This window comes from Geodermatophilus obscurus DSM 43160 (genome assembly GCF_000025345.1).
GTDB lineage: Bacteria > Actinomycetota > Actinomycetes > Mycobacteriales > Geodermatophilaceae > Geodermatophilus > Geodermatophilus obscurus.
The window spans coordinates 325,968-347,855 of sequence record NC_013757.1 but is presented as its reverse complement, the minus strand read 5'-3'; the positions used below and the strand labels follow the sequence as shown (position 1 = coordinate 347,855).

The 21,888-nt window shown below is 73.3% G+C and carries 20 protein-coding genes, 1 tRNA gene and 2 pseudogenes; 6 read left to right on the top strand and 17 right to left on the bottom strand.

Annotated elements, in window-relative coordinates; all coding sequences use genetic code 11:
• Positions 1–302: 302 nt before the first annotated feature.
• Together GOBS_RS28410 and GOBS_RS01615 are read left to right on the top strand one after the other, a co-directional pair.
• Positions 303–482, top strand: a pseudogene (locus GOBS_RS28410) (STAS domain-containing protein); the annotation flags it as partial.
• 133 nt (positions 483–615) lie between these two features.
• Positions 616–861: an STAS domain-containing protein gene (locus GOBS_RS01615; protein WP_041241273.1), complete on the top strand. Its 246-nt coding sequence runs from the start codon at positions 616–618 to the stop codon at positions 859–861.
• Positions 862–1,553: 692 nt separating this feature from the next.
• Here GOBS_RS01615 and GOBS_RS01610 read toward each other — a convergent pair.
• Positions 1,554–1,970 carry a universal stress protein gene (locus GOBS_RS01610; protein WP_012946564.1) on the bottom strand — a complete coding sequence of 139 codons (417 nt, stop codon included), beginning with the start codon at positions 1,968–1,970 and terminating at the stop codon, positions 1,554–1,556.
• A 148-nt stretch (positions 1,971–2,118) separates the two neighbouring features.
• Here GOBS_RS01610 and GOBS_RS01605 point away from each other — a divergent pair, with 148 nt between their 5' ends.
• From GOBS_RS01605 to GOBS_RS01590, 4 genes are all read left to right on the top strand, one after another.
• Positions 2,119–3,114, top strand: coding sequence for a Bug family tripartite tricarboxylate transporter substrate binding protein (locus GOBS_RS01605; RefSeq protein WP_012946563.1), 996 nt, complete (start codon positions 2,119–2,121; stop codon positions 3,112–3,114).
• Complete coding sequence (locus tag GOBS_RS01600) at positions 3,114–3,689, top strand: tripartite tricarboxylate transporter TctB family protein (protein WP_049788110.1); 576 nt, start codon at positions 3,114–3,116, stop codon at positions 3,687–3,689. The genes GOBS_RS01605 and GOBS_RS01600 overlap by 1 nt, the downstream gene beginning before the upstream one ends.
• Before the next feature lie 4 nt (positions 3,690–3,693).
• On the top strand, positions 3,694–5,199 hold the full coding sequence (locus GOBS_RS01595) for a tripartite tricarboxylate transporter permease (protein ID WP_012946561.1): 1,506 nt from the start codon (positions 3,694–3,696) through the stop codon (positions 5,197–5,199).
• Between the two features lie 728 nt (positions 5,200–5,927).
• Entirely contained in the window at positions 5,928–6,485 is a 558-nt protein-coding gene (locus GOBS_RS01590; protein ID WP_166487243.1) for an N-acetylmuramoyl-L-alanine amidase, read from the top strand.
• Between the two features lie 215 nt (positions 6,486–6,700).
• Here GOBS_RS01590 and GOBS_RS01585 read toward each other — a convergent pair.
• The 16 genes and pseudogenes from GOBS_RS01585 to GOBS_RS01515 form a co-directional block, all read right to left on the bottom strand.
• Positions 6,701–6,787, bottom strand: a tRNA-Ser gene (locus tag GOBS_RS01585).
• 56 nt (positions 6,788–6,843) lie between these two features.
• Positions 6,844–7,083, bottom strand: coding sequence for a hypothetical protein (locus GOBS_RS01580; RefSeq protein ID WP_012946560.1), 240 nt, complete (start codon positions 7,081–7,083; stop codon positions 6,844–6,846).
• A 208-nt stretch (positions 7,084–7,291) separates the two neighbouring features.
• Complete coding sequence (locus GOBS_RS01575) at positions 7,292–7,924, bottom strand: hypothetical protein (protein ID WP_012946559.1); 633 nt, start codon at positions 7,922–7,924, stop codon at positions 7,292–7,294.
• A 294-nt stretch (positions 7,925–8,218) separates the two neighbouring features.
• Positions 8,219–8,926, bottom strand: coding sequence for a class I SAM-dependent methyltransferase (locus tag GOBS_RS01570; protein ID WP_041241271.1), 708 nt, complete (start codon positions 8,924–8,926; stop codon positions 8,219–8,221).
• Between the two features lie 75 nt (positions 8,927–9,001).
• The gene (locus GOBS_RS29435; RefSeq protein WP_049788109.1) at positions 9,002–9,361 is read right to left on the bottom strand and encodes an LLM class flavin-dependent oxidoreductase; all 360 of its coding nucleotides are present in this window, start codon (positions 9,359–9,361) and stop codon (positions 9,002–9,004) included.
• 98 nt (positions 9,362–9,459) lie between these two features.
• Positions 9,460–9,861: pseudogene (locus GOBS_RS29555) on the bottom strand (LLM class flavin-dependent oxidoreductase); the annotation flags it as partial.
• A 14-nt stretch (positions 9,862–9,875) separates the two neighbouring features.
• Entirely contained in the window at positions 9,876–10,289 is a 414-nt protein-coding gene (locus tag GOBS_RS01560; RefSeq protein WP_012946557.1) for a TIGR03668 family PPOX class F420-dependent oxidoreductase, read from the bottom strand.
• A 301-nt stretch (positions 10,290–10,590) separates the two neighbouring features.
• A complete protein-coding gene (locus tag GOBS_RS01555; protein WP_012946556.1) occupies positions 10,591–11,703 on the bottom strand; it encodes an ABC transporter ATP-binding protein in 1,113 nt (370 codons plus the stop codon).
• On the bottom strand, positions 11,700–12,698 hold the full coding sequence (locus tag GOBS_RS01550) for an ABC transporter ATP-binding protein (protein ID WP_012946555.1): 999 nt from the start codon (positions 12,696–12,698) through the stop codon (positions 11,700–11,702). The genes GOBS_RS01555 and GOBS_RS01550 overlap by 4 nt, the downstream gene beginning before the upstream one ends.
• Positions 12,695–13,636 carry an ABC transporter permease gene (locus GOBS_RS01545; protein ID WP_012946554.1) on the bottom strand — a complete coding sequence of 314 codons (942 nt, stop codon included), beginning with the start codon at positions 13,634–13,636 and terminating at the stop codon, positions 12,695–12,697. The genes GOBS_RS01550 and GOBS_RS01545 overlap by 4 nt, the downstream gene beginning before the upstream one ends.
• Positions 13,637–13,685: 49 nt before the next feature.
• Complete coding sequence (locus GOBS_RS01540) at positions 13,686–14,627, bottom strand: ABC transporter permease (RefSeq protein ID WP_012946553.1); 942 nt, start codon at positions 14,625–14,627, stop codon at positions 13,686–13,688.
• On the bottom strand, positions 14,624–16,162 hold the full coding sequence (locus tag GOBS_RS01535) for an ABC transporter substrate-binding protein (protein WP_012946552.1): 1,539 nt from the start codon (positions 16,160–16,162) through the stop codon (positions 14,624–14,626). The genes GOBS_RS01540 and GOBS_RS01535 overlap by 4 nt, the downstream gene beginning before the upstream one ends.
• A gap of 226 nt (positions 16,163–16,388) precedes the next feature.
• Positions 16,389–18,203 (bottom strand): glycoside hydrolase family 2 protein, encoded by a 1,815-nt coding sequence (locus GOBS_RS01530; RefSeq protein ID WP_012946551.1) that lies wholly within the window; start codon positions 18,201–18,203, stop codon positions 16,389–16,391.
• Between the two features lie 104 nt (positions 18,204–18,307).
• Positions 18,308–19,162 carry a MaoC family dehydratase gene (locus GOBS_RS01525; RefSeq protein WP_012946550.1) on the bottom strand — a complete coding sequence of 285 codons (855 nt, stop codon included), beginning with the start codon at positions 19,160–19,162 and terminating at the stop codon, positions 18,308–18,310.
• Positions 19,162–20,505, bottom strand: coding sequence for a 3-oxoacyl-ACP reductase (locus tag GOBS_RS01520; RefSeq protein WP_012946549.1), 1,344 nt, complete (start codon positions 20,503–20,505; stop codon positions 19,162–19,164). The genes GOBS_RS01525 and GOBS_RS01520 overlap by 1 nt, the downstream gene beginning before the upstream one ends.
• A 14-nt stretch (positions 20,506–20,519) precedes the next feature.
• A complete protein-coding gene (locus GOBS_RS01515; RefSeq protein WP_012946548.1) occupies positions 20,520–21,806 on the bottom strand; it encodes an acetyl-CoA C-acetyltransferase in 1,287 nt (428 codons plus the stop codon).
• Between the last annotated feature and the right edge of the window lie 82 nt (positions 21,807–21,888).

Genomic DNA, 21,888 nt, shown 5'->3' with positions numbered 1-21,888 from the left:
CAGGAGGCGGCCCGCGTGGCACTGCTGACCGAGTTCGGCCCGAACGTCGTCAGCAGCGCGAGCACGACGGTCGAGACGCCCATGATGAGGACGATCGAGTGCGCCGTGGCGCGTGGCTCCCGCGCACGCAGGGAGTCGGGGAAGCGCATGCCCCTCCATCGTCGTCCGGACGGTGTGGCTCCAGTCCGCCTGCCCCGTGCGGGTGACGCGCCGTCCGGCGAACTCCCACGTCGGGCCCAGAGAACTGTCAGACCGTGCGCGCAGGATAGCGGGCAGTGATCACGAGGAGGACGGTTGTGACGATGGCCCCCGCACCGGCTCGGGCGCACGAGGTGACCATCCACCTGGACGACGACCTGCTCGCCGGGGGGTTGGCCGACGTCCGCTGGGCGCTGCTCGGCACGCTGCACGCCGGGGCCCGCTCCCTCGTCGTCGACCTCTCCCGGGTGCAGCACCTGCCCGACGCCGCCGTCGCCGTCCTGGTGTCGGCGCACCGCATCTGCCGGGCCCGTGGTGGCGCGGTGGTGCTGCGCGGGGCCGACCTCCGCACGAGGGGCTGCTGCGCCGCACCGGCCTGTGGCGGGTCCTGGTCGCCGAACCCGCGCCGGCGGCCGCGTGAGCGGGGTGCTGAGCGAGGTCGTCGACCGGCGGGCAGGTCTGATCACCGTGCGCGGCCACCTGACCTCGAGCGGCGCGGACCTGGTGCGGGGCACGGCCGACCGGCTGCGCGATGCCGGCCACGCCCGCGTGGTGCTCGACCTCCGCGGCGTGGGCACCGTCGACGTCGAGGGCCTGGCGGTGCTGCGCGAGCTGCACCGCGACTTCCGCGTGGACGGTGGGGAGCTGCTGATCCGCGGCTGATCGCTGAGGCGGAGGGCTTGGTGTCGTGGATCAGGACACACCGGACAGGTGTCTCACTACTGCTCGAGGCCGTCGGGACATGGGCTCCAGGTCGCCATGGCAGCTCAGAGGCGTCGTGCACCTCGCCCCTGTCGACGTCTGCTCACCCTTCGTGCCCGTCGTACGGGCAGGCAGTGGGCACGACCGTCATGCAGCACCCGGCACGGCCGCGAGCGGCAAGCCGAGGACGATCCAGCTGACGGGGACTGGTCATGGCCGCTGCTGGGTGCGCTGCGACCCTGCTGTGGACCCAGGTCGCGTCGCCCATGAGCAACCGTCCAGGAAGCGAGGACGCCCCGCCCGGGGACGCCCGGCTGAGAGTGGCAGCTCCGGAGGCCGTGCTGGTCGGGATGGCTCCGCTGGACGGTGGGCTCACCGAAGTGTTCGGCGGCCGAACTGGCCATTGGGGTCCGATTCCCGTCACCCGCTCCATGTACTGACCAGCTCACCTTGTCCGTGTGCCCGATCCAGAACGGCGTGCGCGCCTCTCTCGATGCCTCAGGGACGCCGACCTCTGTCGACAGCCGACCACAGGACTCGACCCGTTCATCTGGCACGGTCGGAGCACGACCTCGATGCCCGCCGACAGGTGGTGCCCCGACCCGCAGCCTGGCTTCAGTCGCTCAGGTCGTGCGAGTTGCAGCGCGGTCCGGCTACGACGACCGGGCCGCGTGGGTGACCAGCACCGGCATCGGCGAGTCCAGGATGATCCGCTGCGCGATGCTGCCGGTGAGCAGCTTGCTGACCGGGCTGCGCCGCTTCAGACCGAGGACGAGCAGCTCTGCGTCCGCCCCGACGGCCAGGTCGATGATCGCCTCCGCAGCGTCGCCACCGTCGTCGACGACGCGCACCTCCATCTCCGGGTCGCCCGCCACCCGCAGCTCTGCGAGTTGCCGCTCGATCTCCTCGCGCAGCGCCCGGTCGTCGGTCGCGTGGTCGTGCTCGAACCGCTCCTGCCTGTCGGTCGCGAGTGCCACCAGCGAGGTCCCGCGCAACCGTGCCTCATGCACCGCTAGAGCGAGCGCGGCAGCGCCCTCCGGTGTCGGGCCGTACGCCACACAGATCGTCATGTCGCTCCCGTCAGGCGCGTGCGGATGGCGCAAACCCTAAGCCCTCGCGAGTGGCGGAATGGGCGACGTCCATTGCGTTCACAACGGTTCTTGAGTTCTCGAACGCGGGCATTGGGTTCCTCTGCGGCGGGCGATAGCGTTACCGGGCATGCCACGGAGGCGGGTCGTCGCAACTCTCGGAATCCTGCTCGTCGCCGCGCTCGCGGTCACGGCCTTCACCGATGCCGCCCGGTCAGGGGAGGGTCAGGCCGCACGTGCCAGTCTCACGCTGATCGCCCCGGCCGCGGCCGGCGGCGGTTGGGACCTGGTCGCCCGCGAGGGCCAGCAGGCGATGCGCACCGGCAACATCGTCAACACCGTCCAGGTGGTCAACATCCCCGGCGCTGCCGGGACCATCGGGCTGAACCAGCTGGCCGGCCTGACCGGCCAGGGCACCACGATGATGGTGACCGGCACGGTGATGCTCGGCGGGATCAGCCAGTCCGGCAGTGGGATCGGCATGCAGGACACCACTCCGATCGCCCGGCTGGCCGAGGACTTCGAGGTCATCGCGGTGCCTGCGGAGTCGCCGTTCCGCACCTTCGACGACTTCGTGCAGGCCTGGGCTGCAAACCCGGCCGCGGTGCCGATCGGCGGCGGGTCGGCCGGTGGCATCGACCACATGGTGGCCGCCCAGGTGGCGCAGGCCGCTGGAATTCCGGTCGAGACCGTGCAGTACACGGCGCATGCCGGCGGCGGCGAGCTCACGCTGAGCCTGCTGTCCACCGCGGCCGGCACCGTCGGGGTCGGGATCAGCGGCTACAACGACTTCGCCGACCTCGTCGACGGCGGCCAGCTGCGGGTGCTCGCCGTCGTGGCACCGGAGCGCCTGGCCGGGATCGACGCGCCCACGATGACCGAGCTCGGCCTGCCGGAAGTCGATCTGGTCAACTGGCGCGGCCTGGTCGCCCCACAGGGGATCACCGACGCGCAGCGGACCGAGCTGGAGCAGATCGTGCGCGAGATGGTCGCCACCGAGTCCTGGTCCGAGGCGGTCGAGCGCAATCGGTGGGTGCGCAGCGAGATCTACGGCGAGGACTTCGAACAGTTCCTCGTCGAGGAGCAGCGCCGGATCGACGCACTCCTCGAGGAGCTGGGGCTGTGATGAGCGAGGTGCCCCGCGCCACGGCCGCGACCACCCCGCGGCGACGCCCGCGGCCCGCGCACCTGTCGAAGGGAGCCCTGGTCGTCCCGGCGGTCCTCGTGGCGCTCGGCATCTTCCTGGTGACCGGCACGGCGACGATGGACGTCGTCGGGGAAGGCGGGCTGTTCGGCCCGACCGTGATGCCCTGGGCGGTCGCGGCGATCTGCTTCGTCGTGGCGGTCTTCCTCGCCGTGGACATCCTGCGGCCGCGGCCCGAGTACGACCCCGCGTTCGGGGCTGGGTCGCGAGCCGCGGCCGACTCCTCGGACGGCTCGGACGAGATCGGGCCCGACACCGTCAACGCAGCGGCCGTCGGGACCGCGATCGGCGGGGTCGTCGTGTTCATCGCGGTGCTGCCGTGGCTGGGCTGGATCCTGTCGGCGACGCTGCTGTTCGCCGCGGTCGCGATCGCGCTCGGCAACCGGAAGTTCGTGACCTGCCTGCTGGCGGGGCTCGCGCTGGCGTCGGTCATCCAGATCGTGTTCAGCGGGCTGCTCGGCATCTCCCTGCCCGCCGGCTTCGTCGGGGGGTTCTGAGGACGTGGAGCAGCTGTCCAACCTGATCGGCGGGTTCGGGGACATCCTCAGCCCGTCCGCGCTGCTGTTCGTGCTGATCGGAGCCTTGCTCGGCACGGCGGTCGGAGTGCTGCCCGGCTTGGGCTCGGCGATGGCTGTCGCGCTGCTGCTGCCGCTGACGTTCGTGCTGGAGCCGACGAACGCGCTCATCATGTTCACCGGCATCTACTTCGGCGGTCTCTTCGGCGACTCGATCTCCGGCATCCTGATGAACACCCCGGGCAACTCGACGGCGATCGCGAGCGCCTTCGAGGGCTACCGGATGGCGCAGAGCGGCCGTGCGGCGCAGGCGCTCGCCACCGCGGCGATCGGCGCCTTCATCGGCGGCACGGTCGCCTCGGTGCTCGTGGTGTTCTTCGCCCCGACGCTGGCGGAGCTGGCGACCGGGTTCGGGCCGGCCGAGTTCTTCGCGCTCGCCGTCCTCGCGTTCATCGCGATCTCCGCCGTCGTCACGGACTCGGCCGTGCGCGGCCTCGCGGCGCTGGCGATCGGGCTGGTGCTCGCCATGATCGGGATCGACCAGCCGACCGGCACCGCGCGGTTCTCCTTCGGCTCCTCGGCGCTGCTGGACGGCATCCCGATCGTCGTCATCACCGTGTCGCTCCTGGCACTGGGCGAGGTCTTCCACCAGGCCGCCAAGGCGGGTGGGCGCGGCACCCAGGACACGGTGCTGCCCAGCGGGCGGCCCTGGCTGTCCGGGTCGGAGTTCCGCGCGGCGTTGCCGGCGTGGCTGCGCGGCACCGGCTACGGCCTGCCGTTCGGCGTCATCCCGGCCGGGGGCGCGGAGGTGCCGACGTTCCTGTCCTACGGCACCGAGCGCCGGCTCGATCGGCGGCGGGCGAAGCCGATGTTCGGCCGCGGCGCCATCCAGGGCGTCGCCGGCCCGGAGGCCGCCGGCAACGCCACCGCCGGCACCGCGATGGGCGCGCTGCTCGCGCTCGGGCTGCCGACCTCGGCGACCGCCGCGCTGCTGCTGGCGGCCTTCCAGCAGTACGGGCTGCAGCCGGGCCCGCTGCTGCTGGAGCGCAGCGGCGACATCGTCTGGCCGCTGCTCGCCGGGTTCTTCCTCGCGATGGTCGTGCTGCTGATCCTGAACCTGCCGTTCGCGCCGCTGTGGGCGCAGCTGCTGCGGGTGCCGAAGTCCTACCTGTATGCCGGCATCGCGGTCTTCGCTTCGTTCGGCGTGTACGCCGCCGGAGCCAGCATCATCGACCTGGTGATCATGCTGGTGATCGGCGTCCTCGGCCTGGCCATGCGGCTCTACGACATCCCGATCGCACCGGTGCTGATCGCGGTGATCCTCGGCCCGCTCGCCGAGTACTCGCTCCGCGACGCGATGGCCAACTCCGAGAACGACCCTGCGGTGCTGGTCAGCAGCCCCATCACCATCGGCCTCTACGTCTTGTTGCTCGCCGGTCTGGGCTTTGCGGCCTGGCGTCGCGTCGCCGAGCGCCGTCGAGCGGACGTCTGAGCTCGACTGCCTGCAGCGCCTCTCACCGTGGCCTGACCACGATGCACGACTGGCTCGTGCCGACCCCCGGAAGCCGCGCGACCGTGAGGGGACCACGGCGGCAGCTCGACACGACAGCCGGGAACCCTGCGCGAGGAAGGTGACGAGGAGCCCACGTCGGTGGACGCGACCTCGACGGTTGGTCGGAGACCGCCGCCAGCAGCCGAGTAGCGGCGTGAGGTCCACAGCCGCGGACAGCCGACGGGCGCCGTCAGCCCCGACGCCGGCCCGCTGTGCGGCGTCGGCACGTGCAGGGCATTGCCAGCGACTCGGGCGGGGGTGTATCACCGCTCTGGAGCACCAGCGAGGGGCTGCGCCGGTCTCTCCCGGGCGGGAGCATGCTCGACCCCGTCTTTCCTCGGCCCCTGCTCCTCCCAGTCGGTCGTCCCCGCCGTGCGTGGCGGGGTGGGCGACGGTGACCACGTCGAGGTGCCCGCCAACGCAACGCCCAGCGAGCAGGTGTGGAGATGACCGATCAGCGTCAGGGCACACCGGCGGCTGGAGACGCCGTCGCTGCGTCGCCACGGGCCCTGAGTCGACGTGCCTTGCTCGTCGGCTCGTCTGCGACAGCTCTGGCGATCTCACTCATCGCAGTGATGCCTGAGGAGGCTCGAGCCCGGACCCCCTTCAGAGGGGTCGACGTGCGTCCGCGAGCCGATTGGGCGCAGGGCCTGGCTCCCACGGGTCCGTTGCAGCAGGAGCGACCAGGCGACACCCGCTTCCTGCTCGTCCACCACACCGCGTCCACGAACGACTATGACCCCGGCGATGTGCCCGGTCTGCTCCGCGGCTTCTACCGGTTCCACACCGGCCCGGACAGGAAGTGGCCGGACGTTGCCTACAACTTCTTCGTCGATCGGTACGGCACGGTGTGGGAGGGACGCACCGGCAGCTTGGCCGGTCCCGTGATGGCCGATGCGACCGGTGGCAGCCAGGGGTTCGCCCAGTTGTGCTGCTTCATCGGGAACCACCAGGTCGAGGCTCCGACTCCGGAAGCTCAGCGCTCCATGACAGCCCTGCTGGCAGCACTTGCGGACACCTATGCCATCGAGACCGCGCCGGGTTCCACGACCACCTTCGTGTCCCGTGGGTCCAACCGCTGGCCGGCCGGGACCACGGTGACGACCACGACGATCGCTGGACACCGGGACATGTCTCTCACCACTTGTCCTGGTGACACCGCCTATGAACTGGTGCGAGATGTGTTCCCCGCCGCGGTCACGGCGCTGAGGCCGACCCCGGTCTGACCTTCCACCCCCGACCGTGAGTGGTGTCCGAGGTCGTGCGACGAGCCGGCCACTCGTCGTCCCGCGCCGCGATGATCCACCAGCACGCAGCCGAGCGGCGCGACGTCGAGGTCGTAACCCGCGTGGAGCGCCTCGCAGCGGGCACGCGAGCGGTCGGCAGTGCCCGACGTCCCTCCCCGGAGCTCTCCGGGCAACGCACGACCGCAGGTCAGGAGCGGAGGGCGTGGGATTCGAACCCACGATGGGTGTCACCCCATAGCGGTTTTCAAGACCGCCGCCATCGGCCACTAGGCGAGCCCTCCTGGCGGGTCGAGGCTATCCCGTCGGGCCGTCACGCACGGCCCACACCGCGACGGGGTCAGTCGCCGGGCTCCACCGGCCCGCCCGGAGCCGCGTCCTGCTCGCGGCGGAAGCGCAGCGACTCGACGAGCACGTAGCCGAACAGCACGCTCCAGGCGAAGTTCAGGAACGCCTGCGCCCACAGGCCGTCGACGAGCTGCACCACCAGCTGCACGAGGCAGTAGGCGAGCGCTCCGCCGGCGAGCACCTGCACGCCTCGGTTGCCGAACCAGGGCGGACGGAACGGGGTGGCGGCCACGGCGCCACGCTAGCCGGGCACGCGAGGACCGCCCGGCGGAGCCGTCCGCCTGCCACTCTTCCCCCGTTGATCATGGGGTCGTTGCCGCACGCCTCGCCGTGTCGCGGCGGGTCCTCCTGAGACAACCCCATGATCAACCGCTGGAGGGGGCGGCACCCGGCCGGGGACCTCGGTCCCCGCGCCGTCGACGTCCCTCTCCGGCCGCTGACTACTCGGGCAGCTCCCCCTCGCGGACCACGCAGGCGCCGCCGAGCGGCTCGACCGCGAAGCCGCGCACGCTCAGCACCTCGGCCAGCGCCCGGTTCATCACCTGCTGCACCAGTGCGTCGGCGGCGGCGCCGTGCAGCTGGTCCAGGCTCATCCGGTCGTGCTGCCGCCAGCTGACGACGACGCCGTCCAGCGTCGCCTCCGGGGTCAGGCACACCCCGCCCAGCTCGCCGTCGGCACCGGAGGGGTCGTAGAGGAACAGCCCCGCCTCGGCCAGCACCGCGACCACCTCGACGACCAGGCCGGGCAGCGGGTGCTCGTCGTCCAGGTCGGCGTCCCACCCCTCGGGCAGCCGGTCCACCTGCTCGCCGAGGAAGGACCACCACGTGCGGTCCTGGGGCGAGGACCGGCGGCGCAGCAGGCCGTCGGCCCGCCGGACGCCGTAGACCGGGTGCAGACCGGCCGGGGCGTCCTCGAGGTCGTCGAGGGCCCACACGGCCTCGTCGCGGTCGCCGAAGGGACCGTCCAGGACGAACCCGGAGCCGTCCTCCTCGTCGACGACCAGCCACCAGCCCTGGCGGACGACGCCACCCAGGACCACCTCGTTGAACCGGGTGCCCACGATGCTGCTCACCGGCGACCAAACCTCCCCCGACAACGGGCCGTCACCGGGGAAGGGCGACAGGTTCCCGTGCGCCGTCGGCGTACCGGCGGCGGTGCGAGAACGATAGGTGTCGCAGCTCGGTTCTCCGGGACGCGCGCGACGTGCCCCCGCGCCCGCGACGCCGAATCGTTGCCATCCGCCACAACGACCACGGTGACCGGTCGCAGCGCGCACCCACATGTCGACCGTTCCGCCGCCCGGCGAGCGTGCCGGCGCCTCCCGACGGGTCGGTCACCTCAACAGGACCACGCGCGCCCCGGCGTGTCAGACCGCGACGGCGGTGACGAACGTGCAGATGCCCTGCCCGGAGTCGGCTCGCTGCCGGACGCCGAGGAGCGCGAGCAGCGCGATCTCGACGCGGTACGCCAGCCGGACGACGCCGCGGTAGAAGGTGTCGCCGCCGGTGCGGACCTCGATGGAGCCGAACCCGGCCAGCCGCACGTGCTCGGTGAGCATCCAGTCCGGGAGGATCGTGATGTGCCCGGGCTGGTGGTAGTGCTTCGGGCCGAAGATGTACGGCGCGCCGCGGAGCAGCATCTTCAGCCGTGAGTGCGGGTGCGTCACGTTCGGCGTGCTGACCAGCAGCTTGTCCCCCGGCCGCAGCAGCGAGCGGATCGAGCGCAGCACCTGCCGCGGGTTCTCCACGTGCTCGAGCGTCTCGACGCAGACGACCATGTCGAACGGACCCTGGGTCTCGTCGGTCCACTGCGGGTCGTCGAGGTCCAGCCGGTGGATCCAGTCGTGCGGCGGGTCCAGGTCGGTGGGGACGACGTCGAGGCCGGCGTCGCGCAGCCGCAACGCGAGGGCACCGCAGCCGGCGCCGACCTCCAGCACCCGGCCGCCCTGCGGCAGCGCTGCCCGCACCAGCTCCACGGCGTACTCGTGCACACCCGGCGCGGCGTGGACGCTGTGGCCCGCGTAGTACCCGTGAGCCGCCGTCCGGCGGCCGCTCCTCTGCTCGACACCCGCCATCGGGCCACCCTGGCACACCGGCCCGCCTGGCGACCGGGCCGGTCGGCGGGCGGGCGGCCGGACGGCCCACCCGACCTAGAGGGCGACCTCGGCCAGCATCTCCACCTGGTCCGGGTCGGAGACCGTCGGATCGAGGATCAGCTCGTCCACCCCGATCTCGGCGAAGGCCGCGATGACCTCCTTGATCGCCTGCGGGGAGCGGTGCGCGCTCCCGGCGATGTACTCGGCCGTCTCCCTGCCCATCGGCTCGTAGTAGTCCAGCAGGTAGGCGCGAGACTGCTCCTCGGTGTCGCCGAGGGAGAAGTAGTTGAGCGCGGCGATGCGCGGGGAGCCCTCGCGACCGGCCTCCGCCCAGGCGGCGCGGACCCGCTCGACGAACGGCGCGGTCGCCTCTGGCGGCAGGCCGCCCGCCGTCCAGCCGATGCCGTGCTCCACCGTCCGCCGGATCGCCGCGTCGGTGTTGCCGCCGACGAGGACGGGACCCCGTGGTGGCCGGTCTCGGGTGCCGCCGGGCGGGTCCCCTCGACGAGCGGCTCCCCCGCCCAGGCGCGCCGGAGGTCGGCCAGCTGCTGGTCGAACAGCCGGCCGCGGCCGGCGAAGTCTCGCCCGGTCAGCGTGTAGTCCGCCTCCCGCCACCCGACCCCGAGGCCCAGCGTCAACCGCCCGCCGGTGAGCTCCTGCACGGTGGCGGCCTGCTTGGCCAGCTCGGCGGTGCTGCGGGCGGGCGCGATCAGCACGTTCGGCAGGAACCGGATGCGCTCGGTCACCGCACCGGCGGCGGCGAACACGGTGAGCTCCTCGTAGGAGGGGTAGGAGACCGCGCCGATCGAGGCCAGGCTGGAGAAGCCGGCCGCCTCCGCCCGTCTCGCCCAGTCCAGCAGCTGGGCACCCGTGGTGCCTCGGACGCTGTTGGGGATGCCGATGCCGATCTCCATGCCGGGTCCTCTCCTCAGGTCGTGCTCGACCAACCACTCCACTGCTGGACCGTGACCACCAGCAGCGGCCCCGCGGGGGGCTGCTCGCGGTACTGCGGGTGCCGCTCGGCGAGCGCCGCCAGGCCGGGGTGCGTGGCCGGGGGGTCGTCCACCACCGTGGCCGTGCCGTCCGCCCGGACCCACCACAGGTGCGACCAGTCGTCCTCGTAGTGGTCGACGAGCAGGGCGCAGCGCGGCTCGACGCGGACGTTCGCCAGTCGCTGCAGCCGGGACGTGCGCTTCGGCTTGGCGTCGACCGCCGAGTAGACCGTGCCGTCGACCAGGGCGAACACCAGCGGTACCAGGTGGGGTGCGCCGTCCGGCCGCACCGTCGCCAGGCGGGCCACCGCGCTCGAGGCGAAGCGCCTGCGCAGTTCCACCGTCCGCACGGGCCTGTCCTACCAGGGACGGCGCCGCACCAGCCATGCCCCGGTGCGCGCTGGTCGGCGACCCGCCCGACGCGCCGCGGACGGCACGGGGCGTGCCCTACGCGCCGAGGTCCTTGCGCATCTGCTGGGTGACGTCGCCGTCCCCCGCCGCGCTTCCCTTCGTCCGTTGATCACGGGGTTGTTGCCGCAGGACCCGCTCCACACGGCGTGTTGTCGAGCAACAACCCCATGATCGACTCGAGGAGGGGAGTGGGAGGGGCAGCGGGGGTGGGGCGGACGACGCGGCCGGCCAGTCGGCGGGTCAGTCGGCGGGTGCGGGAGCGGCGTCCTCCCGCTCGACCGGGCGGCCGACGACGCCGTGCAGGTGGCAGGCGGCGTGCTGCCCGGGCGCGCCGACCGGCTGCAGCGCCGGGTCGACGTCCGGGCAGGGCTCGAAGACGTACGGGCAGCGGGTGCGGAACCGGCAGCCGCTGGGGACGTTCGCCGGCGAGGGGACGTCGCCGCCCAGCACGATCCGCTGCCGCGTCCGCTCGAGGGCCGGGTGCGGCACGGGCACCGCCGAGAGCAGCGCCTGCGTGTAGGGCATCTTCGGGTCCGAGCCGACCGCCGCCGCGGGGCCGACCTCGACCACCCGTCCCAGGTACATCACCGCGATCCGGTCGGAGACGTGCCGGACGGCGGAGAGGTCGTGCGAGATGAACAGCAGCGTGAGCCCGAGCTGACGCTGCAGCCGGCGGAGCAGGTTGAGCACCTGCGCCTGCACGCTGACGTCCAGCGACGCGATCGCCTCGTCGCAGACCAGGAAGTCCGGCTCGCCGGCCAGCGCGCGGGCGATGCCGACCCGCTGCCGCTGCCCGCCGGAGAACTCGTGCGGGTAGCGGTCGGCGACCGCGGGGTCCAGGCCGACCAGCTCCAGCAGCTCGGCGACCCGCGCGGAGCGCTCCTGCCGTCCCGACCGCAGGCCGTGCACCTCCAACGGCTCGGACACCGTCTGCCGCACCGTCCGGCGCGGGTCGAGGGAGGCGAACGGGTCCTGGAAGACCATCCCGGCCCGCCGGCGCAGGTCGCGCAGCCCGCGCCGGTCCAGCCCGGTCACGTCGGTGCCGTCGAAGGTCACCGTCCCGCCGGTGGGCTCCACCAGCCGCAGCAGCGCGTTGCCCAGCGTCGACTTGCCGCAGCCGGACTCCCCGACCAGCCCCAGCGTCTCCCCGCGGCGGATGTCGAGGTCCACGCCGTCGACGGCGCGCAGCAGCCCCGTCGTCCGCCGCAGGGCGCTGCCGGACCGGACCGGGAAGTGCACCTCCAGCCCCCGCGCGGAGACGAGGACGTCGGACGCGGGCACCCGGGAGGCCGGGACGTCAGAGGCGGGGACGCCCCGGGCGTGGGCGGTCGGCCCCTGCGGCAGGTCGGTCATCGTGAGCTCCCCTCACTGCACCAGGTCGCCGCGCGGTGCGGCAGGCCGCCCGTCGACGCGCCGACCACCGCCAGTGGCGGCTGCTCGGTCTCGCAGCGCGGGTCGGAACGCACCGGGCAGCGCGGCCAGAACACGCAGCCGGCAGGCAGGGCGGTGGGGGCGGGTGGGGTGCCCGGCACGGTCGCGAGCTCGCCGTCGCCGGACGAGGCCAGGTCGGGCAGCGCCCCGAGCAGGCCGCGCGTGTAGGGGTGCGCCGGACGCTCCAGGACGTCGTCCACCGAGCCGTCCTCCACGCAGCGGCCGCCGTACATGACCAGCACCCGGTCGGCGATGCCGGCGACCACGCCCAGGTCGTGGGTGATCCAGATGACCCCGGTGCCGTGCTCGCTCTGCAGCTCCGCCACCAGGTCGAGGATCTGCGCCTGCACGGTGACGTCGAGGGCCGTGGTGGCCTCGTCGGCGATGAGCAGCGAGGGGTTGTTGGCGAGCGCGATCGCGATGACCACCCGCTGGCGCATGCCCCCCGACAGCTCGTGCGGGTAGCGGTCCAGGGCGCGCTGCGGGTCGGGCAGGCCCACCTCGGCCAGCAGTCCGGCCGCCCGGTCCCGCGCCTCGGCCTTGGACACCTCACCGTGGGCGCGGATCCCCTCGATCAACTGCCGGCCGATCGTCAGGACCGGGTTCAGCGAGGTCATCGGGTCCTGGAAGACCATCCCGACGCCGGGGCCGCGCACCTGGCGCAGCCGCTCGGGCGGCATGGTGAGCAGGTCCTCGCCGTCCAGCCGCGCGGCGCCGGTCACCGTCGCCACCCGGGCGGGGAGCAGCCCGAGCAGGGCCAGGACCGAGACGCTCTTGCCGCTGCCGGACTCCCCCACCACCGCCACCGTCTCGCCGCGCCCGACGGTGTAGCTCAGCCCGTTGACGACCTCGGCCGGACCGCGCGGCGTGCGCAGCCGCACCCGGAGGTCCTCCACCTCCAGCAGCGGCGCGCTCACCTGCCGCTCCCGGCCATCAGGGTGCGCTGGCGCGGGTCGAGGACGTCCCGCAGCCCGTCGCCGAGCAGGTTGAAGCACAGCACGGTCAGGAAGATCGCCATCCCCGGGAAGAAGGCCAGCCACCAGGCCAGGTCGATGAAGCCGCGGCCCTCGGCCAGCATGAGCCCCCACGACGGGTTGGGCGGCTGGGTGCCCAACCCGAGGAAGGACAGCGCCGCCTCGGCCAGGACGGCGAAGGCCAGGCTGATCGAGGTCTGCACGATGATCGGCGGCGCCGCGTTGGGCAGCACGTGCCGGGTCAGCAGCCGGAAGTCCGATGCACCCACCGACCGCGACGCCCGCACGTACACCTCCTCCCGGACGCCGAGCACGCTGGCGCGGGTCACCCGGGCGAAGACGGGGATGTAGACGATCCCGATGGCCAGGGCGGTGTTGCCGGCCCCGGGGCCACGGACGGCGAGCACCGCGATCGCCAGCAGCACCGCCGGGAAGGCGAAGAGGACGTCCATGAACCGCATCAGGACGTCGTCCACCCAGCGGCCGTAGTAGCCGGCCAGCAGGCCGATGAGGGCTCCGACGACCAGCGCGAAGGCGACCGCCAGGAACCCCACCCGCAGCGAGACGGCCGCCCCCAGGATCACCCGGCTGAGGATGTCCCGGCCGAGGTCGTCGGTGCCGAACGGGTGGTCCAGGCTCGGCGGCTGCAGGCGGTCCTCGACCGCGATGACGTTGGGCCCTTCGGGCGCCAGGCTCTCGTCGAAGACGGCCATCAGGACGATGCCGAGCAGGACCGTCGCCGCGACCGCCGCCGTGGGGTTTCGGGCGAGCAGGCCCAGGGTCTGCCGCCAGCGCGGCCGCGGGGGCCGCGCCGTCGAGGGGACGCCGGCGTCGGTGGCGGTCGGGGAGGCTGCCGGCTCGGGCAGCGGCGCGCCGGTCATGGCAGCAGGCCTCGGCTGTGGATCATCGCAGCAGGACGCGGCTGGGGTCTCATCGTCGGATCCGTGGGTCGATGGCGGTGTAGAGCAGGTCCACCACCAGGTTGATCAGCAGGAAGACCACGGCGAAGAGCAGGATCGCCCCCTGGAGGACCGGGTAGTCGCGCGACTGGACCGCCTGCAGGGCCAGCTGGCCGAGCCCCGGCCAGGAGAAGACGATCTCCACGACCACCACTCCCGACAGCAGGTAGGCCAGCTGCACGCCGGTGACGGTGACCAGGGGCAGCAGCGCGTTGCGCAGCACGTGCCAGGTGAAGACCTGCCGCGCCGGCAGCCCCTTGGCCTGCGCCGTCCGGACGTGGTCGGCCCCGAGCGCCTCGAGGACGCTCGACCGCACGAACCGGGTGATCACCGAGCCGGACACCACCCCGGTGACCACCGCCGGCATCAGCAGCCGCCGGGCCCAGCCGCCCGGGTCCTCCGTGAGCGGGACGTAGCCGCCCGAGGGGAGCCAGCCCAGCGTCCCGGCGAAGACCAGGATGAGCACGATCGCCATCCAGAACTCCGGCACCGAGATCCCGATCTGGCTGAGCACCGTCGCGACCCGGTCGACGACCGACCGGGGCCGCAGCGCCGACAGGGTGCCCAGCGGGACGGCGATGAGCAGCGCCACCAGGATCGAGGCGAATGCCAGGGTCAGCGTCGCGGGCAGCCGCTCGCCGATCAGCGAGGTGACCGTCTCCCCGCTGCGGAAGCTGACCCCGAGGTCCCCGGTGAGGGCCCGGCCCGCCCAGCCGAAGTACTGCGTGACCAGCGGCTGGTCCAGGCCGGACCGTGCGAGGAGCGCGTCGTAGGTCTCCTGGTCGAAACGCGTGCCGAGGGCCAGCCGGATCGGATCGCCCGGCACCAGCTGGACCAGGCCGAACACGATGACGCTCACCCCCGCCAGGACGACGAGCGACTGGCCGACCCGGCGGAGGAGGTAGCCGGTCAGGGCAGCTCCACGCTCTCGAAGTTGATCGCCTTGTCCGCCCGGATCTGGTAGCCCGACAGCCCCGGCGCCCACGCCTGCACCACGTCGGGGTTGTAGAGGTACAGGTAGGAGACGTCGTCGACGATGAGTTGCGCGGCCTGGTCGTAGATCTGCTTGCGGGCGTTGTCGTCGGTCTCCGTCGCGCCCGCCTGCAGCAGCTGGTCGACCTGCGGGTTGCTGTAGCCCTGGTAGTTGTTCGGCCCGTCGGTCTGGTGCTGCTCTTGGTAGTAGGCCGCCGGGTCGAGGTTGCCGAGCCAGCCGAGGTAGAAGGCGTCGAAGTCGCCCTGACCCTGCCGGTCCAGCCAGGTGGCGAAGTCCAGGGTCTCGATCTCCACGTTGATCCCGATCGGCTCGAGCTGGCTGGCGATCACCTGCGCGGCGGTCACCGTCTCCGGGAACTCGTCGGTGACCATCAGGCCCATCGTCAGCGGCGTCTGGACGCCGGCCTGCTCGAGCAGCTGGCGGGCCTGGTCGGGGTCGGGCTGGAACGGCGCGTAGTCGGTGTGGAAGAAGCTGTCCTCGGGGATCGCGGTCTGGTTCGGCTGGGCCGCCCCGAACCACGCCGCCTCGGCCACCGCCTCGCGGTCGACGGCGAAGGAGATCGCGCGCCGCACGTCGCGGTTGTCGAACGGCGGGCGCGCGTAATTCATGGACAGGTACCAGTAGTCGACGCTGGGCGTCGTCTGCAGCTCGACGGTGTCGTCGCCGCCCAGCGACTCGATCTGCTGCGGCGGGACGTTGTCGGTCCACTGCACCTCACCGTTCTGCAGCGCGGTCAGGGCCGCCGCCGGCTCGGTGATGTAGCGGAACTCGACCCCGTCGACGCTCGGCGCGCCGCCCCAGTGCTCCTGGTAGGCGGTCAGCACGGTGCTGCTGGCGTCGGAGCTCTCGAGCTGGAAGGGGCCGGTGCCGTTGGCCTCGGTGGTGAGGTCGAGGTCCGCCGCGGCGTTCTCCGGCAGGATCGCCATCCCCTTGAAGGAGCCGATCCGCTCCAGCAGGTTCGGCGTCGGCTGGGTGAGCGTGATGACGACGGTCCGCGGGTCGGGCCCCTCGACGGACGCGACGTTCTGGAACCGGAACGAGTTGCTCAGCTGCTCGTCGATGATCCGCCGGTAGGAGTAGACGACGTCGGCGGAGTCGAACGCGCTGCCGTCGTGGAAGGTCACGCCGTCCCGCAGCGTGAACGTCCAGGTCAGCTGGTCCTCGCTGGTCTCCCAGCTCTCGGCGAGGCTCGGCTCCATCGTGAGGTCCTCGGCGTTCGGCACCACGAGGGTGTCGTAGACGTTCTCCAGGACCTGGAAGCTCGGGTAGGCCGTGGTCACGTGCGGGTCGAACTGGTCGGGCTGGGCGGACACCGCCGCGACGAGCGTGCTGCCCCCGCCGCCTCCGCCTCCGCCTCCGCCGGTTCCGGTGTCGACGCTCTCCCCACCGCCGCCGCAGGCGCTGAGCACCAGGGCACCGGCGGCGAGCAGGGGCAGGAGTCGGTTGCTGCGCACGGGGACCTCCGGCGGCTCGACTGTCGCGGTCTGCGCCCGACCCTGGCCCGGACCGTCCCGGCTCGCAGGTCGGGACGGTGATCGTTGCCTACCCGTGACCGAGACGGAACGACACCGCACGCAGGCGTGACCTGGCCTGCTCAGTCCTCGTCCTCCGCCGTTGATCATGGGCTCGTTGCCGGAGGACGCGCCGTCCGCAGCGTGTCGCCGAGCAACAACCCCATGATCAGCTCGGAGAGAGGCGGGTCGGCTGGATGGGCGGGGCGGGCGGCGCGGGCGGCGCGGGCGGTGCCTCCGGCTCACCGAGGGTGGCCCGGCGCAGCGCCTCGATGTCGACCTTGGGCACCCGGTCCATGCCCAGCAGCCCGTTGACCTCCTGGTACGTGTCGGTCAGCTGCGTCCAGCAGGCGCCGGCGAGCGCGGTGCTGCCGTGCACCGCGGCCCACTGGGCGCGGTAGCGGGCCAGCAGGTCCTCCGGCGAGGTGGCGTCGGCGTAGCCCCAGCCCTCGTCCTCCGGGGAGCGCAGCGCCACGCCGCCGAACTCCGAGAGGACGACGGCCCGGCCCGCGACGCCGGCCCGCTCCAGGTCGGCCAGGTACCCGTCGGGACGGCGTCCGGTGGCCAGCCGCTCGAGGTCCTCGGCCGTGGCGTAGCGCTCGCCGAGCACCGCGGGGTCCTGCTCGTAGTCGTGGACGCCCAGGATGTCGCCGCCGAGGGTCTCCCAGCCGTCGTTGGCCGAGACCGGGCGGGTGCCGTCGAGCGCGTCCGCCGTCGCCGCCATCGCCCGGATCAGCCCGCGCTGCCGCTCGTCGACCTCGGCTTCCTGCACACCCCACGACTCGTTGAGCGGCACCCACGCCACCACGCTCGGGAACCCGCGGTGGGCGACCACCACGTCGGCCCACTCGCGCAGCAGCCGGGCGCTCGCCGTCGGGCCGGGCCGGTACGCCGACGGCATCTCCGCCCACACCACCAGGCCCATCCGGTCGGCGAGGGCGAGGTAGCGCGGGTCCTCGGTCTTCTGGTGCTTGCGGGCCCCGGTGAAACCCAGCGCCCGGGTGAGCTCCAGGTCCCGCCGCAGCGCCGCGACGTCGGGCGGGGTGGCACCGGTGTCGGGCCAGTAGCCCTGGTCGAGCACCAGCCGCAGCGGCGCCGGACGGCCGTTGACCAGCAGCCGCCCGTCGCCGACCTCGACCGAGCGCAGCGCGGTGTAGCTCTCGACCTCGTCGAGCAGCTCGCCGTCGTCGGCGACCAGCGTCAGCTCGGCGTCGAGCAGCACCGGGTCCGGCCCGGGTCGCCACAGCAGCCGGCTGCGGTCGTCGATGCCGCCGTCCCCCACCTGCACGGTGCGCTCGACGACCCGGCCGTCCACGCGCACCGAGTCGTCGACCAGCAGCCGGTCGCCGGCGCGCAGCCGCAGGTGCAGCCGGGCACCGGCCAGGGGGGCGGCGAGCTCCACGCGGACGTCGAGCTGCATCGTCCGCGGGTGGGCGCGCCACTGGACGTCGGCGATGCGCCGCGACCCCACCTGCTCCAGCCAGACCGTGCGCCAGATGCCGGTGGTGCGGGGGTACCAGATCTCGTGCGGCTCGTCCCGCCAGTCCTGCTTGCCGCGCGGCGCCTCGAGGTCCAGGGGGTCGTCGTCGGCCCGGACCACGAGGTCTGCGCCGTCGTCCCCGAGGAAGTCGGTGACGTCGACGCTGAACGGTGTGTAGCCGCCCTCGTGGGAGGTGACGTGCGCGCCACCGACCCACACGTCGCAGATGCGGTCGACGGCACCGAAGTGGAGGACGGTGCGCCGGTCGCCGGCGCGGCCGGGCAGCCGGCGGCGGTACCACGCGCGGTTGAGCCGGCCGGGCCAGGTCACGCCGCTCGCCGGTGTCTCCGGGGCGTAGGGCACCCGGATCGTGCGGTCGAACGCGATGCCGCCGACGGTGCCGACGAGGTCGGGGTCGGCGGCGAACTCCCACTCGCCGTCGAGCGAGGTCCAGGGACGGCGCAGCAGCGGCCGGGGGTGTTCGGTCGGGTCCGTGTGCTCCACGGACCCACCTCACCGGACGGGTGCCACGCCCTTCCAGTCGCTCAGCGGCGGAGAGCTGCCCCTGACGGCGTGTCGGGCAGCCACGCGCCGGTGACGGCGCGAGGTCAGCGCGGGCGGACGGTCCCCAGCAGGTGCTCGGCGCCGCTCCTCGCGTTGCGGACGGCGAGGTCCCAGCCGCCGCCGACCGCGGCGGTCGAGAGCGTGACCGTCGAGGGCAGGAGCAGCGGCTTCCGGAACACCACGTCCACCGTCATCGCGTCGGGCAGCCGTCCGGTCAGCGTCGCGAGCGCGCGGGCCTTGACCCACATGCCGTGCGCGATGGCCCGCTTGAAGCCGAACGCCTTGGCGGTCAGCCCGGAGAGGTGGATCGGGTTCACGTCGCCGGAGACCCGCGCGTAGCGGCGCCCGGCGTCGTCCGGCACCCGCCAGGTGGCGACGGGACGCGCCAGGTCGCCGACCGCCAGGTCGAGGTCGGACCCCGGCGCGCCTTCGGGGGCTCTGGCGCCGCGGGCCAGGTACGTCGACCGCGAGCGCCACACCTCGGCGCCGCCGGCGGAGACCGACGCGCACAGGTCCACCGTCGCCCCGCGTGGGTGCCGGGCGAACCGCTCGGCCCACACCTCCAGGTCGAGCGCCTCGTCGGCCTGCACCGGCCGCAGCACCTCGACCCGGTTGCGCACGTGCACCAGGCCCGGCAGCGCCAGCGGGAACGACCGGTCGCTCATCAGCGCCAGCTGCAGCGGGAACGTGAGCACGTGCGGGTGGGTGGGCGGCAGCGTGTCGGCCAGCGGGAAACCGCAGACCCGGTCGTAGGCGGCCAGGTCGGCGGCCTCCACGCGGACGCCGGTGCGGGCCAGCCGGGTGTCGGGCAGGTCGCCGCCGCGGCCGCGCGCGGTGGCCACGGCCCGGGCGAACAGCGCCGGCATCGACGGCGCGGCCTCCAGCACGGTGCGGGCCATCACGCCCCCAGGAACGACTGGCCGCACACCCGCACCACCTGGCCGTTCACCCCGGCGGCGCTGGGCTGGGACAGCCAGGCGATCGTCTCGGCGACGTCGACCGGCAGGCCGCCCTGCTGCAGCGAGTTGATCCGGGAGCCGATCTCGCGGGTGCCGAAGGGCATCTTCGCCGTCATCTCGGTGACGATGAACCCCGGCGCGACCGCGTTGATCGTCGCGCCGCGCTCGGCGAACGCCGGCGCCCATGCCCGCACCATGCCGATGATGCCGGCCTTGGACGCCGCGTAGTTGGTCTGCCCGCGGTTGCCGGCGATGCCCGACTGCGAGCTCACGCAGACCACGCGCGCGCCGGGGCGCAGCACGCCATGGGCGTCCAGCAGCGCCTGGGTGACGTCGAGCTGGGCCTGCAGGTTGACCGCCATGACCGAGTTCCAGCGGGCGGCGTCCATGTTCACCAGCAACTTGTCGCGGGTGATGCCGGCGTTGTGGACGACGACGTCCACCCCGCCGTGCCGCTCCCGCAGGTGCGCGATCAGCCGCTGCGCGGCGTCGGGCGCGGTGATGTCGAGCTGGAACGCCGTCCCGCCGATCTCGTTGGCCACCTCGGCCAGCGACTGGCCGGCGGCGGGGACGTCGACGGCGACCACGTGCGCGCCGTCGCGAGCCACCACGCGAGCGATCGCCGCGCCGATGCCGCGGGCCGCACCGGTGACGACGGCGACCTTCCCGGCCAGCGGGCGCTCCGCGTCCTCGCCCGCCGGTACGTCGGCGGCCGTCAGGGTGACCACCTGGCCGTCGACGTAGGCCGACCGGCCGGAGAGGAAGAAGCGGACCGGGCCGGGCACCGAGGCCTCCGCACCGACCGGCACGAACAGGAGGTTCGCCGTCGCGCCGTTGCGCAGCTCCTTGGCGAGCGAGCGGACCAGCCCCTCCAGCGCCTGCCGGGCGGCGGCCTGCGCCGGGGAGTCGGCGTCCGACGGCGGGTGGGCCAGCACGAGCACCCGGCCGGAGGGGCCGAGCCGCTTGACCGCCGGCGCCAGCACCTCGTGCGCCGCGGCGAGGTCGGCGGGGCCGGTTCCGCCGGTGGCGTCGAGCAGCACGGCGCCCAGCCGCTCGCCGTCGGTGGCCGCAGACGACCGCACGGGGACGCCGGCGTCCTCGAGCACGCGGGTCAGGATCTCGTGCAACCCGCCCCCGCCGGCGGTGCCGACCACGGCCGGGCCGGTCAGCAGCGGTGCGCCCGGCTCGTAGCGGCGCAGCACGGCCGGTCGGGGCAGGCCTAGCTGCTCGACGAGGGTCGAACCGACGCCGGAGTTGGCGAGGTCGCGGTACCAGTCAGTCACGGGATGCGGCTCCTTCAGGACTCGAGGATGGCGACGACACCCTGGCCGCCAGCTGCGCAGATGGAGACCAGGCCGCGCCTGCCGGGCCCCTCCTGGTGCAGCTGCTTGGCCAGCGAGGCGACGATGCGCCCGCCGGTCGCCGCGAACGGGTGGCCGGCCGCCAGTGATGAGCCGTTGACGTTGAGCTTCGAGCGGTCGATGGCGCCGAGCGGGGCGTCCAGGCCCAGCCGCTCCTTGCAGAACGCCGGGTCCTCCCAGGCCTCCAGCGTGGCGAGCACCGTCGAGGCGAACGCCTCGTGGATCTCGTAGAAGTCGAAGTCCTGCAGCGTCAGTCCGTTGCGGGCCAGCAGGACCGGGACGGCGTACGCCGGGGCCATCAGCAGGCCCTCACCGCCGTGCACGTGGTCGACGGCGGCGGTCTGCGCGTCGACGAGGTGGGCGAGCACCGGCAGGCCGCGCTCGGCGGCCCACGCGTCGGAGGCCAGCAGGACGGCGGAGGCGCCGTCGGACAGCGGCGTGGAATTGCCCGCGGTCATGGTGGCGTCGGGGTCGCCCGTGCCGAACACCGGCTTCAGCTTCGCCAGCTTCTCCATCGAGGTGTCCGGCCGCAGGTTCTCGTCGCGGGTCAGCCCCAGGTAGGGGGTGACCAGGTCGTCGAAGAAGCCGCGCTCGTAGGCGGCGGCGAGGTTCTGGTGCGACCGGACGGTCAGCTCGTCCTGGGCCTCGCGGCTGACCCCCCACTCCTTGGCGGTGATCGCCTGGTGGTCGCCCATCGACAGGCCGGTGCGCGGCTCGGTGTTGCGCGGGGCCTCGGGCACGAACATCCCGGGTCGCACGCCGGCGAGGGCCTCGAGCCGCTGCCGGAGGGTCCTGGCGCTGCTGAGCGTGATCAGAACGCGGCGCATCTCGTCGTGGATGGCCAGCGGCGCGTCGGAGGTGGTGTCGACGCCGCCGGCGATGCCGGACTCGATCTGCCCCAGCGCGATCTTGTTGGCGACCAGGACCGCGGCCTCGAGCCCGGTGCCGCAGGCCTGCTGCACGTCGTAGGCCGGGGTGGCGGCCGACAGCCGCGAGCCCAGCACCGCCTCGCGGGTCAGGTTGAAGTCGCGGGAGTGCTTGAGGACGGCGCCGGCGACGACCTCGCCGACCTGCGCGCCCTGCAGCCCGAAGCGGGCGACCAGCCCGTCCAGCGTCGCGGTGAGCATGTCCTGGTTGGACGCCTGCGCGTACGCGGAGTTCGAGCGGGCGAAGGGGATGCGGTTGCCGCCGACGATCGCGGCCCTCCGGGTCTGCGGAGCCATCGGGGTGACCTCCCGGATCACTGGATGGAGGCAGGGACGGCGGAGCACCGTCCCGCAAGATGTCTGAGACCGACGGTATCAA

Excerpts from the sequence above, each read along its gene's own strand:
- GOBS_RS01555 (WP_012946556.1), bottom strand. The coding sequence starts at position 11,703 with ATGACCGACCTGCCGCAGGGGCCGACCGCCCACGCCCGGGGCGTCCCC.
- GOBS_RS01570 (WP_041241271.1), bottom strand. The coding sequence starts at position 8,926 with ATGGCGGGTGTCGAGCAGAGGAGCGGCCGCCGGACGGCGGCTCACGGG.
- GOBS_RS01600 (WP_049788110.1), top strand. The coding sequence starts at position 3,114 with ATGAGCGAGGTGCCCCGCGCCACGGCCGCGACCACCCCGCGGCGACGC.
- GOBS_RS01610 (WP_012946564.1), bottom strand. The coding sequence starts at position 1,970 with ATGACGATCTGTGTGGCGTACGGCCCGACACCGGAGGGCGCTGCCGCG.
- GOBS_RS01545 (WP_012946554.1), bottom strand. The coding sequence starts at position 13,636 with ATGACCGGCGCGCCGCTGCCCGAGCCGGCAGCCTCCCCGACCGCCACC.
- GOBS_RS01515 (WP_012946548.1), bottom strand. The coding sequence starts at position 21,806 with ATGGCTCCGCAGACCCGGAGGGCCGCGATCGTCGGCGGCAACCGCATC.
- GOBS_RS01525 (WP_012946550.1), bottom strand. The coding sequence starts at position 19,162 with ATGGCCCGCACCGTGCTGGAGGCCGCGCCGTCGATGCCGGCGCTGTTC.
- GOBS_RS01605 (WP_012946563.1), top strand. The coding sequence starts at position 2,119 with ATGCCACGGAGGCGGGTCGTCGCAACTCTCGGAATCCTGCTCGTCGCC.